Origin of the sequence: Steroidobacter sp. (assembly GCF_036406195.1) — a bacterium.
Classification (GTDB): Bacteria; Pseudomonadota; Gammaproteobacteria; order Steroidobacterales; family Steroidobacteraceae; genus Steroidobacter.
On record NZ_DASWVW010000025.1, the window covers coordinates 100,710 to 116,338 of the forward strand.

General features: G+C 62.8%; 11 protein-coding genes. 5 read left to right on the forward strand and 6 right to left on the reverse strand.

What is annotated here, in order from left to right:
* Positions 1-7 precede the first annotated feature (7 nt).
* The 3 genes from VGE08_RS11200 to VGE08_RS11210 form a co-directional block, all read right to left on the reverse strand.
* A complete protein-coding gene (locus VGE08_RS11200; protein WP_331067966.1) occupies positions 8-409 on the reverse strand; it encodes a response regulator in 402 nt (133 codons plus the stop codon).
* 332 nt (positions 410-741) lie between these two features.
* Positions 742-1,371, reverse strand: a complete 630-nt coding sequence (fixJ, locus tag VGE08_RS11205) for a response regulator FixJ (protein WP_331067967.1) — start codon at positions 1,369-1,371, stop codon at positions 742-744.
* Positions 1,368-2,921, reverse strand: coding sequence for a PAS domain S-box protein (locus VGE08_RS11210; RefSeq protein WP_331067968.1), 1,554 nt, complete (start codon positions 2,919-2,921; stop codon positions 1,368-1,370). The genes fixJ and VGE08_RS11210 overlap by 4 nt, the downstream gene beginning before the upstream one ends.
* Positions 2,922-2,990: 69 nt before the next feature.
* Between VGE08_RS11210 and VGE08_RS11215 the strand changes: the two genes are divergently transcribed.
* The 3 genes from VGE08_RS11215 (at position 2,991) to VGE08_RS11225 (ending at position 6,768) form a co-directional block, all read left to right on the forward strand.
* Positions 2,991-5,060 carry an EAL domain-containing protein gene (locus VGE08_RS11215; protein WP_331067969.1) on the forward strand — a complete coding sequence of 690 codons (2,070 nt, stop codon included), beginning with the start codon at positions 2,991-2,993 and terminating at the stop codon, positions 5,058-5,060.
* A 104-nt stretch (positions 5,061-5,164) separates the two neighbouring features.
* Entirely contained in the window at positions 5,165-5,455 is a 291-nt protein-coding gene (locus VGE08_RS11220; RefSeq protein WP_331067970.1) for a helix-turn-helix transcriptional regulator, read from the forward strand.
* Positions 5,452-6,768 carry a HipA domain-containing protein gene (locus tag VGE08_RS11225; protein ID WP_331067971.1) on the forward strand — a complete coding sequence of 439 codons (1,317 nt, stop codon included), beginning with the start codon at positions 5,452-5,454 and terminating at the stop codon, positions 6,766-6,768. The genes VGE08_RS11220 and VGE08_RS11225 overlap by 4 nt, the downstream gene beginning before the upstream one ends.
* 27 nt (positions 6,769-6,795) lie before the next feature.
* On the opposite strand, the gene VGE08_RS11230 is transcribed toward VGE08_RS11225, so the two are convergent.
* The 3 genes from VGE08_RS11230 to gshA form a co-directional block, all read right to left on the reverse strand.
* Positions 6,796-10,266: a pyruvate carboxylase gene (locus tag VGE08_RS11230; protein ID WP_331067972.1), complete on the reverse strand. Its 3,471-nt coding sequence runs from the start codon at positions 10,264-10,266 to the stop codon at positions 6,796-6,798.
* Between the two features lie 328 nt (positions 10,267-10,594).
* Entirely contained in the window at positions 10,595-10,816 is a 222-nt protein-coding gene (locus VGE08_RS11235) for a hypothetical protein (RefSeq protein WP_331067973.1), read from the reverse strand.
* Between the two features lie 354 nt (positions 10,817-11,170).
* Positions 11,171-12,754 (reverse strand): glutamate--cysteine ligase, encoded by a 1,584-nt coding sequence (gshA, locus tag VGE08_RS11240; protein WP_331067974.1) that lies wholly within the window; start codon positions 12,752-12,754, stop codon positions 11,171-11,173.
* Between the two features lie 176 nt (positions 12,755-12,930).
* On the opposite strand from gshA, the gene VGE08_RS11245 reads away from it, so the two are divergent.
* A complete protein-coding gene (locus VGE08_RS11245) occupies positions 12,931-13,827 on the forward strand; it encodes a diguanylate cyclase (RefSeq protein WP_331067975.1) in 897 nt (298 codons plus the stop codon).
* Between the two features lie 231 nt (positions 13,828-14,058).
* Positions 14,059-15,621, forward strand: a complete 1,563-nt coding sequence (locus VGE08_RS11250) for an amino acid permease (RefSeq protein ID WP_331067976.1) — start codon at positions 14,059-14,061, stop codon at positions 15,619-15,621.
* Positions 15,622-15,629 lie beyond the last annotated feature (8 nt).

A 15,629-nucleotide genomic window follows, 5' to 3' on the forward strand; every position in this document is an offset into this window, starting at 1 on the left:
AGCTGCATCAATGCGCGGCGAGATTGGGCGGGTGCTGCGAATGATCGAGTAGATACGCGACACGACGCACGATGGAATAATCCACGTGCGTCTTTTCTATGAAATCCACTGCCCCCTCGCGCATGGCTGCCACCGCGGCGCGCACATCGGCGTCCTCTCCGAGCAGAATGACCGGCGTCATCGCGTGGTTCTTGCGCAGACACCTCAGCAATTCCAGCCCAGACATGCCGGGCAACGTCATGTCGCTGATCAGGCAGCTGCCACGAATTCCGAGCGGCGACGCGAGAAAGCTCTCGGCACTGTCATAATCCTGGACATCCGCATTCAGCTTACTCAACAAGGAACAAAGCATGCGGCGATCCGTGGCGTCGGCTTCGATCACTGCAACGATGGGGCGGGAGTACGGCACAAAAAAGCACGAATGATTTGCGAAGGAATGGTCGCTGGCGTAAGCGCGGCCACGGCCACTGAACAAGTTGAGCCCGGGCCGCAGGGAGGATTGGGGGCGATGGACTCGCCTGTGGGCCGTGGTCGCATGCAGTTATCTTGGCGGAGCGCCGAGCGTGAAAAAGTCGCACTTGTACTTAAGGAAGACAGCGCCGCTGAACGCTGCTCTCGCCCGGTATTTTCAGGGGTTTTTAGGGGTTTCTACGCGGGGCGAAGTTGCCAGCTTGCGACGCGCCGCAAGCATCTGTCACAGCAGCAAAATCGCGTCCTCCATATGCAGCGATGCGCGCGCGTTCATACTTGTCCGACCTCCAGCACCATGCGGACCAGGTGCGCGAGCGAAGACGCTTGCATCTTCTCCATGACGCGCGCGCGATGGATTTCTACGGTGCGCTGGCTGAGCTTGAGATCTCCCGCGATCACCTTGTTGGCTTTGCCGTGCACGACCAGGTCGAGCACTTCGCGCTCACGCGGCGTCAGCGTTTCCAACCGCCGGCGAATGTCGTTGCGCTCGCCGAGCGCGGCGCGATTGCTGGTGTCCTTCTCCAGCGCCTGATTGATGCGGTCGATCAGGTCCTGATCTCGGAACGGCTTCTGAATGAAATCGACGGCGCCGGCCTGCATCGCTTCCACCGCCATCGGCACATCGCCGTGGCCGGTGATGAAAATGATCGGCAGGATCGAATGTTTTTCATTCAATTTCTGCTGCAGCTCCAGCCCCGACATGCCCGGCATGCGGATGTCGAGCACCAGGCACCCCGGACGGTCTTCGCTGTACGCCTCCAGGAATTCCGAGCCGGCGCCGTATGTTTCCACCGACTGCCCGACCGAACGAAGCAACAGCTTCAGCGCGTCACGTACCGCGGCGTCATCATCGACCACGAAGATTGTCGGCCGCTGGTTGGTCACGCTCGCTCTCATCATTGCTGACTCCCTGCTGAGGCCGGCACCGCCGGCAGTGTGAAAAAGAATCGCGCTCCGCCGCCGGGATTGGCACTGCACCACAGCTTGCCGCCGTGAGCTCGAACAATGGACCGGCTGATCGACAGGCCGAGTCCGGTGCCACCGGGCTTGGTGGTGAAGAAGGGATTGAACAGCTCGGCCATGACCGCCGGATCGACGCCCGTGCCGCGGTCGGCGACCATGAATTCGACGTCGCCTTCGCTGTCCACCGAGGTTCGCAACAGAATCTCCCGGCGCACTTCCGGCACCGTCAGCATCGCGTCGATACTATTGCGCACCAGGTTCAGCACCACTTGTTGAACTTGTACTGCATCCGCCTGGACTTGCGGTGACTGCGGCGAAGGCTCCAGCACCAGGCGCACTCCGTTGTGGCGCGCGTCGGTCTGCGCCAGCGTCACCACGTCCTCTAGCAATCGATTCGCTTCGATCAGCTCGCGCCGCACTTCGCGGTTCTTGACGAACGTGCGCAGCCTGCGAATGACTTCACCGGCACGCAGCGCCTGCGCGCCGATGTGATTCAGCGCCGCTTCCACTTCCTCCTGCGAGAAATCATTGGCGGCGATCAGCCGCTGGCATGCTTGTGCATACGTCGCGATGGCCGTCAGCGGTTGATTCACTTCGTGCGCGATACCGGCCGCCATCTCGCCCATGGTGGAGATTCGTCCGAAGTGCGCGATGCGGTCCTGCATCTGGCGTGCTTCGTCTTCGGCGCGGCGCCGGTCGGTGATGTCGTGCAGTGTTCCCACCTGCCTGAGCACGCGGCCATCGGGACGGCGCGTGGTCTGTGCGATGTGATGCACGTAACGCAGCGATCCGTCCGGATGAATCACCCGATACTCGATGTCCATGGAGCGTGCGCTGTTCTCCAGCTCGTCACGCGCCGCTTGCCAGCGCGCGCGGTCGGCGGGATGGACCATCGGCTCCAGATATTCGTACACGCCGATATAAGGCTCGCCATAGCGGCGGCCCAGCACGCGATACAAGTGGGGCGACCAGTAGTCCTCGAATTTGCCGTCCGCGTGCACGACATAGTTGCCGAGGTTCGCGATCTCCTGCGCGATGGTCAGCTGGGCCTCGCTGCGGCGGAGTGCTTCTTCGGCATTCCGGCGCACGGTGATGTCCCGAATGAAGCCGACGAAGCGCGGCGGGTCCGTGCCTTGTACCCTGCCGACCGCCAGCTCGGCGGAGAACTCGCTGCCATCGCGCCGCTTGGCCAGCAGCTCGCGGCCGATGCCGATGATGCGCGGCTCGCCGGCTTCGATGTAATGACGCAGGTAGTCGTCGTGCTGGGAGCGGTATGGCTCGGGCAGCAGGATGTTGACCTTCAGCCCGATGACTTCCTGTTCGTTGTAGCCGAACATGCGCTCGCCGGCATGGTTGAGCAGCTCGATGCGGCCCTCGTGATCGAACAGCACCACGGCGTCGACGGCAGCGTCCAAGACCGCTTGGAATTCGCGCTCCAGCCTGTGTGCGCGCTCTTCTTGGGGCTCGGCGACTCGCAATAAGGTCATAGGCCCGATCTAACCATGCATGGCAGTAGCCCTGGAAGTAGTGCTCGCCGCGATATACTCCCCACCCGCATGCCTGCAACCGTGCTGCTCATCGATGCGAACGCCGAGGACGAGCAACTGTTCCGCGAGGAACTGGCTCTGGTTCGCGAGCGCCCGTTCGATCTGCAGGCGGTGGGTACTCTGGCGCAGGCGCTGGCCCGTCTCAAGTCCGGCCACCCCGATGGCCCGGTGGATGTGATCCTGCTCGACCTGCACCTGCCCGACAGCGTCGGTTTGACCACGTTCCTGCGGCTGCAACCCAAGGCCGCGGACCGCCCGGTGATCGTGCTGGTCGACCAGATCGATGAGGAGCTGGGGATCGAGGCAGTGGAGCGCGGCGCGCTCGATTACCTGATCAAACAACAAGTGGTCAGCACGCTGCTGAACAAGGCGCTGCGCTACGCCACCGAGCGAACGCATACCCTGCTGGCGCTCAAGGCCTCCGAGGCCCGCTATCGCGAGCTGTACGAAAACGTGGTGGCGGGCGTGTTCCAGAGCACGCCCGACGGCAAGTTCATGGCCGCCAATCCCGCGCTGGTGCGCCTGCTCGGCTACAGCTCCGAGGATGAGCTGCTGGAGCTGTGTATCGAGCGCGATCTGTACATGTACCCCGAAGAGCGGGCCAACTGGCTGCGGAACATGGCCATGGCCGGCGAGATCCGCAACGCCGAGCTGGTCCTCAAGCGCAAGGATGGGCGCAAGATCGTGGTGCTGGAGAACTCGCGCGCGGTCCGGGACGACCATGGCCGGGTCATCTACTACGAGGGCACGCTCACCGATATCACCGAGGCGCATGAGCTGTCCCGCCAGCTGTCATATGAAGCCAGTCACGACGCGCTGTCGGGACTGATCAACCGGCGCGAGTTCGAGCTGCGCCTGCAACGGGCCCTGGACTCGGTACAGGCAGGCGCGGCGCATGCGGTCTGCTACCTGGACCTGGATCAGTTCAAGATCATCAACGACACCTGCGGCCACATCGCCGGCGACGAGTTGCTTCGGCAACTCGCGCAGGTCCTGCAAGGCCGCGTTCGGAGCAACGACACCCTGGCCCGGCTCGGCGGTGACGAGTTCGGCCTGCTGTTGCACGACTGTGCCATCGAGGATGCGGAGAGGGTGGCGAACGGCCTGCTCAAGGCGGTCGAGCATCACACCTTCGTTTGGGGGACCAACACGTTCTCGGTGGGCGCGAGCATCGGCGTGGTTCCGTTGACTGCGAGCTTCAGGCGCGTGACCCAGGTGCTACAAGCCGCCGATGCGGCTTGTTACGCGGCCAAGGACCAGGGACGCAATCGCATTCACGTCTATCAAGAGGACGACTCGCTGGTGGCGCAACGGCACGGCGAGATGCAGTGGGTCGCGCGCGTGAAGCGAGCGCTCAACGACAATCGCTTCTTTCTCGAAGCGCAGCCGATCGTGCCGCTGCAAGGCGATCGTCATGCCAGGCGCAACTATGAGCTGCTCGTCCGCATGCGCGACGAATCGGGTCGGGTCGTGCCGCCCGGCGCGTTCCTGCCGGCGGTCGAACGCTACAACCTGTCGCAGCGGCTGGACCGCTGGGTCATCACCACAGCCTTGCAATGGATATCGACGCATCGCGCGCAGATCGAGCGCGTGTCGCGGATCTTCATCAACCTGTCGGGCGATTCGGTGGGCGATCCGCAGCTGCAGGAATTCATTCGCCAGTCCATTCTGGAGCTGGCGGTGCCGCCGGAACGAATCGGTTTCGAGATCACCGAGACGGCGGCGATCAACAATCTCACCCGCGCCAATCAGTTGATCGCCGATCTACGCGCGCTCGGCTGCGCCTTCGGTCTGGATGACTTCGGCAGCGGCGTGTCTTCGTTCGCGTATCTCAAGGCGCTGACCGTCGACTACCTGAAGATCGACGGCCTGTTCATCGGCAACCTGGTCACCGACCGCATCGACTACGAGATGGTCCGGTCCATCACCGACATCGGCCATGTCATGGGCAAGAAAGTGGTCGCCGAATCGGTCGAGAGCCTCGAAGCCGTGGAAAAGCTCCGGCAGATCGGCGTCGACTACATCCAGGGTTTCGCCGTCGGCGTCCCGGTGGGGATCGACACGATCGGCGCCTGGTAGCGCCGCTACCTATTTCGGAGTTTCAGAAATTTGAATTGAAAACCGGCTATTTTAGAGTATATTTCTGATATTCCGAAATACTCCCTCCGAGACGAGCCGATTTCATGACTGATTTCCGATATTCCGAAATTGTGGTCCGAACACTGGAAGATCTCGGCCGTGTGGTGCGCGCCCAGCGGCGAGCCAGCGGTTTGAGAATCGATGATGCTGCGGCCCTGTGCGGTGTCTCTGTGGATCTGTTATCGCGGCTCGAGAATGGGCATTCCGGCGTCAGCAGCGAGCGCCTGCTCAAAGTGCTCGACGGCCTCGGCCTGGCCATGCTGGTGCTCGACAAGACGACGGCGGCCGACATCCTGGCGGCCCGCCGGCCTTCCACTCGATCCGACGGACAATGACTCGACAGGCCCTCGAGGTATTCGACGGCATGGCTCGGGTCGGCCGGCTCGGCTATGAGTCGTTGGACGAAACGTTCTCATTCGAATATGACCCGCGCTGGCTCGAGCTCGCCGGCTCCTATTCCATCTCGCCGCATATCTTGACGTATGGCCAGCCGGCGCCCTCGAGCACGATCCGGCGCTTTCTGGACAATCTGCTGCCGGAGGGCCGCGCGCTCGACGTCGTCGCAACCGCCAACCGGGTTTCCAAGAACAACCTCTATGGATTGATCCGCGAGCTCGGACAGGAAACCTCCGGCGCCCTCTCCTTTCTTCCCGAAGGAGCCGGCACGACACGTAACAGCGCTGCCAAACGTGAAATCGGCCGCGACGAGCTGCGGCAGAGAATCGAGGAACGAGCGCAGCTGCCCTTCATGGTATGGGACGGCCGGGTCCGGATGTCGATTGCAGGCTATCAGGACAAGCTCGCCGTCTATCTGGACCATGACCGCATGTATCTGGTCGAAGGAGAGCTCGCCTCCACTCACGTCCTGAAGCCGGAGCCCGAAGGCGGTCTGCCGATGCTGGTCGCCAACGAGCACTTCTGCATGAGTCTTGCTCGACGCTTGGGTCTCGCGGCAGCACGCGTGGACATCCTGCGGCTGCCCGATCCCGTGCTCGTCGTCGAGCGCTTCGACAGAGTGCGCGACGACGAACGCGTGCGGCGGCTGCACATCATAGATGGCTGCCAGGCGCTAAATTTCCCGGCGTCCTATAAATACGAACGCAACTTTGGATCGGGTCGCGGCGTGCGACACATTCGCGATGGCGCGAGCTTTCGCCTGTTGTTCTCATTGGCCGCCGAGTACGCGGTGCAGAAGGCGGTCACGCGGCTCGGGATGATGCGGTGGGCCCTGTTCAACTACCTGATCGGCAACACCGACGCGCACGGCAAGAACATCTCATTCTTTTGCAGGCACGATGGTCTGTGGCTGGCACCCTTCTACGACCTGGTCAGCGTCGTGCAATACGACGGCCTGGACCACGAACTGGCGATGTCTTATGGCGATGCGTTCCTGCTGAAGGACATCGCGCCTTATCAGTGGGCTGATTTTGCCGCTGTCACCGGCACTCCGCGCCCGTTGCTCGCACGTGAGATGCGCCGCCTGGGGAAAGCTGCACTTGCCGCCGCGCCTGCCCAAGCTGCCGAAGACATATACGTTTCCGCGGAGAAAGATCTCGTCCAGCGCATCGGCACGTTCGTGCAAGACCAGGCGAAAAAGCTGCTCGAAATGGCTACACCAATGACGCAGATCGATCCGTCACTGCTGTAGCCCCCCCGGCCCCCACCGTCCGTCCCGTCAAGCGAGCACGATCAACAGATCCTTCGCGTCCACGGTCTCGCCGTGCTTGGTGATGATCTCGCCGACCGTGGCGTCGCGGTCGGCGCGGACCGATGTTTCCATTTTCATGGCTTCGATGGTGAGCAGGACGTCGCCGCGCTTCACCTTGTCGCCCTGGCGAACGGCGACGGTGGCGATGGTGCCGGGCATGGGCGCGCCGACGTGGTTGGCGTCGGCGGCGTCGGCCTTGCGGCGCGGGGGCTTGAGCGCAACCTGGCTGCGGTCCGCGACTCTGACCGAGCGCGGCTGGCCATTGAGCTCGAAGAACACGGTGCGCGTTCCATCTTCGTGGCTATCGCTCACGGCGAGGAAGCGCACGATCAGCGACTTGCCGCGCTCGATGTCGACCGTGACTTCAGCGCCGGGCTCCATGCCGTAGAAGAACAGCGGCGTGGGCAGCACGCTGACGCGGCCGTAGTCCATGCGGTTCTTCATGTAATCGAGGAACACCTTCGGATACATGAGGTACGAAGCGAATTCCTCGTCGGTGATCTCGCGCCAGGTCTTGTTCTGCGCCTCCTCGCGCGCCTTGTTGAGATCGATGGGCGGCAGCACCTCGCCCGGGCGGTCGGTTATGGCATTGGCGCCCTTGAGTACCTTCTTCTGCAGGGCCGGCGGGAAGCCACCGAAAGGCTGGCCGAGATCGCCGCGGAACAGCGAGACCACCGATTCCGGGAAAGCGATTTCAGTGTTCGGGTCCAGCACCTGCTCGGGCGTCAGGTTGCTGGTAACCATCATGATGGCCATGTCGCCCACCACCTTGGAGGTCGGCGTGACCTTGACGATGTCGCCGAACATCTCATTCACTTTGGCATAGGCGCGCGCCACTTCCGGCCAGCGTACGTCGTCGATACCCAGCGAGCGCGCCTGCTCGCGCAAGTTGGTGAACTGTCCACCCGGCATGCCGTGGACATAGACCTCGGACGCACCGGAGCGAAGATCGCTCTCGAACGCGCTGTAGCAGTGGCGCACCTGTTCCCAATAGCCGGACAGCAGTCGCAGATTTTCCGGGTCGAGACCCGACTCGCGCGGCCCATGGCGCAACGACTCGACGATGGAACCGAGGTTGGGTTGCGATGTGAGCCCGCTCATCGCATCCAGCGCGCCGTCGACGGCATCTGCGCCTGCATCCACGGCGGCAAGCACGCTTGCGGCGGCGATGCCGCTGGTGTCATGCGTATGGAAATGAACGGGCAAGCCGATCTCTTCCTTCAGCGCCTTGACCAGCGTGTAGGCAGCGCGCGGCTGACATAGGCCAGCCATGTCCTTGATGCCGAGAATGTGCGCACCCGCGGACTTCAGTTCGCGGGCCATCGACAGGTAATACTTGAGGTCGTACTTCGTGTGCCGCGGATCGGACAGATTGCCCGTATAGCAAATGGCCGCCTCACACAACGCACCTGTCTCACGAACTGCATCCATGGCGACACGCATGTTCTCGACCCAGTTGAGCGAGTCGAAGACGCGGAACAGATCGATGCCCGATTGCGCCGCCTGCTTGACGAAGTAGCGCACCACGTTGTCGGGATAGTTGGTATAGCCGACGGCATTCGCCGAACGCAGCAACATCTGCAAAAGCAGGTTGGGCATGGCGGCCCGGAGTCCCTGCAGGCGCTCCCAGGGGCACTCGTTGAGAAAGCGCATCGCCACATCGAAGGTCGCGCCACCCCAGCATTCCACCGAGAACAGGTTGGGCAGCAAGCTCGCGTAGTACGGCGCGATTGCCTGCATGTCATAAGTGCGAAAGCGGGTCGCCAGCAGCGACTGGTGTGCATCGCGCATCGTGGTGTCCGTGAGCAGCACTTGCTTCTGCTCCAGCATCCATTGCGCGAACTTGTCGGCCCCCAGCTCGCCCAGCTTCTGCTTGGTGCCGGGCGCTGGCTCGGGCAGGTCGATCTTGGGCAACCTCGGCGTCACCAGGCGTTGCGGCCGGGGACGCGACTTCACTTCGGGATTGCCGTTCACCACCACATCGCCGATGAAGTTGAGCAGCCGCGAGGCGCGATCCTTCTTCCGAGGAAAGCGGAACAGCTCCGGCGTCTGGTCGATGAACTTGGTGGTGTATTCCGCCGATGCGAACTGCGGATGCATGATCAGCTGATCGAGGAAGCGCAGGTTCGTTACAACCCCGCGCACGCGGAACTCCCATAGCGCGCGATGCATGCGTGCGATGGTTTCGGCCGGCGTCGGCGACCATGCGGTGACCTTCACCAGCAGCGAGTCGTAGGACCGCGTGATGATGGCGCCCGAATACGCCGTGCCCGCATCCAAGCGGATGCCGAAGCCCGCCGGGCTGCGATAAGCGCTGATGCGGCCGTAGTCGGGAATGAAATTGTTCTCCGGGTCTTCGGTGGTGACGCGACACTGCATCGCATAACCATTGAGCCGGATGTCTTCCTGCTTCGGCACCCCGCTGTCGGTATCACCGATGCGAGCACCTTCTGCGATCCGAATCTGTGCGCGCACGATATCGATGCCAGTGACAGCTTCGGTCACGGTGTGCTCGACCTGCACGCGCGGGTTCACTTCGATGAAGTAGAACTTGCCGCTGTCGGCGTCTTGCAAAAATTCCACGGTGCCGGCGTTGAGATAGCGCACCGCGCGGCCGATCTTGAGCGCTTCTTCACACAGCGCCTGACGCTGCTCGTCATTGAAAAAGGTGGCCGGCGCGCGCTCGATGACTTTCTGGTTGCGGCGCTGAACGGTGCAGTCGCGCTCGAACAGATGCACCAGGTTGCCATGCGCATCGCCGAGCAACTGGACCTCGATGTGACGCGCGCGACGCACCAGCTTTTCGAGATAGACCTCGTCGTTGCCGAACGCCGCCTTGGCCTCGCGCCGGGCGGTGGCCACCATCTCGGTCAGCTCTTGCTCGGTCTCGACGATGCGCATGCCGCGGCCGCCGCCACCCCAGCTGGCCTTGAGCATCACCGGAAAGCCCACCTCCCGGGCCATGCGCAACGTTTCCGCATCGTCTCTGGGCAGCGGCGGCGTCGCGGGCATCACCGGCACTCCGGCGGACACCGCGAGGTTGCGGGCCATCACCTTGTTGCCGAGTCGACGCATGATCTCGGGCGTCGGGCCGATGAAGATCACGCCCGCCGCGGCACACGCCTCGGCGAACTCCGGGTTCTCCGATAGAAAGCCATAGCCAGGATGGACCGCGTCGACATGCGCCTCGCGCGCGACGCGCACGATGTCGGCAATATCCAGATAAGCCTCGACCGGCGTCTTGCCGGCGCCCACCAGATAACTCTCGTCCGCCTTCATGCGATGCAGTGAGAAGCGGTCTTCCTGCGAGTAGATGGCAACGGTGCGGATGCCCAGCTCGGCCGCGGAGCGCATTACGCGAATGGCGATCTCACCGCGATTGGCGATCAGCAGACTCTTGATTCTCTTGGGCGCGGGCGGAGACTCGACCTGGGGCATGACAACACTCGCCGCCCGTGCCAGTCGCCGGGCTTGTAGTAGTAGATGGTTGGGAGCTGCCGGCGGCAGCGAGATGCTTACGATCATAGCGGGCCCGGGTGCACCTGCAAGACCAGGGCCAATTCGCTTTGACGATCAAAGTATCGCTGGTAACGATTGCAGCGGCGGTTACCGGTGGCGAGGGGGGCGGCAGCGTTGTGGGAATTTTTCGCCGCGTCGTTCGACCGCGATTCGGGATCTGGCCGAGCACGGGCGGTGCATCCGCACCGCCCGCTGATCGTGCCGTTCTGTGATCGGTGGTTGTCGGTTCGGTGGTCCGGTTGGGGGATCAGTTCGAGGACTGGTGCTTGCGCCGATCGCGCGCATCCTTGATCAGGCGGCGCCACACTTCGTACGCATCCCAACCGCCGGTCGATTCGATGCTCGGCTCGACCACCGTGTTCATGCCGACTTCCGGTGCGGTCAAGTTGATAGCATCTGCCAGCTTATCGGCGTTGGCGGCGGGACCTGCGCTGATCATCGGGCTGACGGGTTTGATTACGGTGCTCATAAAGTCAGTCGGCGTAGCGCTCTCACATCAAGTCAGTGGAAAAAATGCCCATCCATTTTTCACCTGACCGGGAAGCGTGCGCAGTTCTCGATAGCGGAACCGTGGGGCGTCTTCGAAGAGACTTCCGTGCGCGAGTGACTCGACAGACATGGGTGCGTGTTTGAAATCGCTTCATTATGTTGAAGCGAATCGACGCGCAAGCCAGGTTGGCGAGATTAACCCTCGACAGTCACTTTCACCAGTCAGCGAGAAAAATAAAACTCACCCGCTAAATCGCGGCGCTGCGATATCCGGATTCGCGGGAGTGATGATTTCGAAGCGGCCCGAGAGCGCCCTGCAGGCGCCGGGCCAACTCTAGCCGCCGAAATATTTCGCCAGGAACTGGTCGAAAGTCATGTCGTCGGCCGCCTCGATCGCAGCTTGTCGTCGCAGCGACTCTTCGGCTTCGGCACGGAATTCCGCCAGGCGCTGCTCGTTCGGCGGATACAAGTCCAGAAAGTACGCCTTGTGCACGCGAGACATCCGCAGTGCGAACTGAGCGAAGCTTTCGCCGGTGGTGCGCAACTCTTGCAGAGTGCGCGCCGATGGCGTGAGCTCCGGGTCGTCGATCTTGGTCTGTTGCAGTTCCAACGCTGCCGAGTACGGCCGGCGCTCATCGCCTTCATCGAGCAGCTCGCAGATGCCACGCATCGAGTCGATCAGCTCCAGTGCCCAGGTGCGCAACTCTACCGCGCGACCATTGCGATTCAGTTTCAAGCCAGGCTCGCGCCCGCGCCGTGCCACCAGGGCGTGATTGTCGTCGAGCTGCGCCTGTTCGGCGGCCTCGATGGGATCGCTTTGTTTCAACACGCAAAGTGCGGCAAACGCTTCCAGAAAGCGCAGCTTGTTCTGATTGACACCGACTGGATCGAAAGCGCTCACGTCCAGCGCGCGAAACTCTACGTACTCGACGCCGCCACGGCGCAATGCTTGCGACGGATGCTCGCCGGAACGCGCCACCCGCTTGGGGCGGATGTAACTGTAGTACTCGTTTTCGATCTGCAGCAAATTGGCATTGAGCTGCCGGTACTCGCCGCCGACCTTGACACCGATTTTTTGATACTCGGGATGCGGCGTACTGACCGCGGCCGTCAGGTCCCGCACGTATTCATCGAGGCTGTTGACCGAAATCTGCACGCCGGCCTGGCTCTTGTTGCGATAGCCAAGGTCGCTCATGCGCAGCGACGTCGCATACGGGGCATAAAGCGTGCCGGGCCCGAACGTTTCGAGTTGATGATCGCGGCCGCGCACGAACGAGGCGCACAACGCCGGCGAGTTGCCGAATAAATACAGGATCAGCCAGCCATGGCGGCGGTAGTTGCGCAGCAACCCGAAATATTGCTCCGAGATGAAATCCTGGTCGGCTTGCCGCGCCTGCAGGGCTTCGGCCAGCACCGGCCAGAACTGCTGTGGAAAGGAGTAATTGAAGTGCACGCCGGAAATGGCCTGCATCATCCGGCCATAGCGGTTGCCCAGCCCCAGCCGGTACACCTCTTTCATGCGCCCTATATTGGAGCGGCCATAACGCGCGATCGGGATATCCTCGTCGCCGCTGAGCATGCAGGGCATGCTGGTCGCCCACAGCAGCTGCTCGCGCAGGTGGCGATATACGAACTGATGCAGATCGCACAGGTATTGCTGCAGCTGCCACGACTCGCGAAAAGCGGGCGTGACCAGCTCGATCAGCGCCTCGGAATAGTCGGTGGTGATGTGCTCGTGGGCCAGCGCCGAGCCGAGCTCGATGGGATGCGGACTGTGCTCGATGCGGCCGTCCGGGCCAACGCGCAGCGACTCCTTCTCCACGCCTTTCAAGCCATTCTGCAGAACGCGCGGCTCGCGGGTATTGATCAGCGTCGCGAGGCGACGCTCGAAGGCGCGGTCGATACCGGAGCTGCTCATGTCACATCAGAACTGGATTTGGCCGGCAAGTTTCACGACCTGCGTTCAACGCGTCAAGCACCGGCCCGGCACGGCCCGCCGGTTGACCGCCGGCAGCGGCATGCTTCGTCAAGTCCGATACCGCAAAGGCCGCCACTATGATCTGATTGGCGCTCCAGACCGTCAGCAGGAGATCCGTGGAGCTGCCCGCCACCTTCCAGCTCGAGCTTGCAAGCTCGTATCTGTCGATCGGAGTGGTCACAGCGCTGGCGTTCATGGTCATTGCCGCCCTGGCTGGGGTGCTCTTGCTGCATGCCCGCCTGTCCCGGCGGACACGAGCGCTGGCAACGGAGCGCGCGCGACGGCTGCGCGCCGAAACGGAGCTGCAAAGCCTGCGCGATGACCTGGAAAGTCGGGTCGGGGAACGCACCCACGCCCTGCGAGGGCGCATCGAGGAGCTGGGCCGCGTGCGGCTGAAGCTGGAGTCGGCCAATCGGCGGCTGAAGCGGCTGGTGGCCATCGATTCCCTCACCGGCATCGCCAATCGACGCCAGTTCGATCGCGTGCTCGACCGGGAGGTGCGCCGTGCGCGCCGCGAGCAGTTGCCATTGTCATTGATCTTCCTGGATCTCGACGACTTCAAGCATTTCAACGACACCTTCGGCCATGCGCACGGCGACGACGTGTTACGCCGCGTGGCCCGGATATTGGATGAGAGCTTCCGTCGCGGCGGCGATCTGGTGGCCCGATATGGCGGCGAAGAATTTGCCGTGGTCCTGCCCGGAGTGGATGCGCATCGCGCCGGCCTTTATGCCGAGCGCCTCCGGCGGCGGATCTGGCGCATGGCCATTGCCACCGGCACCAGTGGTGCCGGTGATCGAATCACCATCAGTGCTGGCGTCGCGACCGTCGCACCGAGCTTGCCAGGCTCTGTCGATGCAACGCCGGAGACATTGTTGCGCGCGGCCGATCAGGCGCTGTATCGCGCGAAATGTCAGGGCCGCAACCGTGTCACCACGGCCGGTTCGAGCCTGACCACTGCCGGCCAGGCCAGCGCAGCGGACGATCGCCCCCTGGTCGAGCTCGCCTCGTAACGTCGCCCGCCCGACCAGATAACTGGCCCCCGGCTGACCAAATATATTCGGCGCTCACCGCCGACCTGCCCTCGCCCTGGCCCCGCTCTTGCTTGCAGGTTCCTTGCATGCAACGCCGTTGCGCCACCGATTCGCGCCCGGCGTATAGTCGATCGGTCGCCTTCATGCTCGAGAACAACAGCTACAAGGAATGTGGTCGCGGCTGCGATGACCTTCCTTCAGGAGAATCGCATGACAGACAGGAAGACGCTGGGTGGCGTGACCTACCAGAACGCCGGCAAGGATTATTTCGCAAAGCGCGGCCTGCGACGCCACGCCAGGGTGTGGTCGCTGTGGGCGCTGGGCGTGGGCGCCGTCATCTCGGGCCATTTCTCCGGCTGGAATCTCGGCATCGGCGCCGGCGGCTGGGGCGGGCTGTTCATCGCCGCCATCATCATCGCCATCATGTACCTGGGCCTGATCTTCAGCCTGGCGGAAATGTCGCCGGCCCTGCCGCACACCGGCGGCGCATATTCGTTCGCACGCAGCGCCATGGGGCCGTGGGGCGGCTTCATCACCGGCCTGGCCGAAAGTATCGAATACATCATGACGCCGGCGGTGATCGTATTCTTCATCGGCTCCTACCTCACCGGCATCTTCGAAACTCCGGCCGCGTTCCAGCCGTTGTGGTGGATCGGCTGTTATCTGCTGTTCGTGTCGTTGAACTACGCGGGAGTCGAGCTTTCGTTCAAGATCTCCGTGGTGGTCACCGTGCTGGCGCTGATGGTGCTGGTGGTGTTCTGGATCAGCGCCATTCCGCACGCGGATTTCTCGCGCTGGGCGTTGAACATCGCCGTGGGCCCCGACGGCAAGGTCATGGAGCTGCCTCAAGGTGGCGGCAGCTTCCTGCCATTCGGCTGGACGGGCGTGCTCGCCGCGCTACCCTTCGCGGTCTGGCTGTTCCTCGCCATCGAAGAGTTGCCGCTGGCCGCGGAGGAATCCGTCGATCCGAAACAGGACATGCCCAAGGGCCTGATCTTCGGCATCTTCACACTGATGTTCTCGGCATTGATGATCATGCTGCTGAACGCGTCCATCGGCTCGCCCGAAGCCGGCAAGCTGCATGGCGCCTATGCGCTCGGAACCTCGGCCGAGCCACTCCTCGACGGCTTTCGCGTGATCTACGCCGGCGACATTGCGAAGCTGTTGTCGTTGCTCGCGGTGGTCGGTTTGATCGCCAGTTTCCACACCATCATTTTCGCTTTCGGCCGGCAGATCTATTCCCTGTCTCGCGCGGGTTACTACCCGGCAGTGATGTCACTCACGCACGGCTCGCGCAAGACGCCGCACATTGCGTTGTTCACCGGCGCATCCATCGGCCTCGCGGTGATTCTCACAGTGTGGTTCTCGCTGGGCGCGGAAAAAGGTGGCTCGGTCATCGGCGCCACGCTGCTGAACATGGCGGTGTTCGGAGCGATGATTTCATATGCACTGCAGGGAGCGTCGTTCATCCTGTTGCGCCGGAACATGCCGAACATCGAGCGGCCCTATCGCAGCCCGTTGGGCATTCCAGGCGCCACGGCCACCGTGCTCATTGCGCTGGTGACGTTGTATTTCCAATTGCAGGATCCGGTGTATCGCGCCGGCGTTTATTCGGCGCTGACCTGGTATGTTGCGGGATTGATTTATTTCGCGCTGGTGGGCCGCCACCAACTGGTGCTCTCGCCGGAGGAGGAGTTCGCGCTCACCGGCGGCCAGCATGGCCATCCGGAGCGCGAAGGATACGGCACCGCCAAGATCGACACCGCGTCATGAGGGACCCG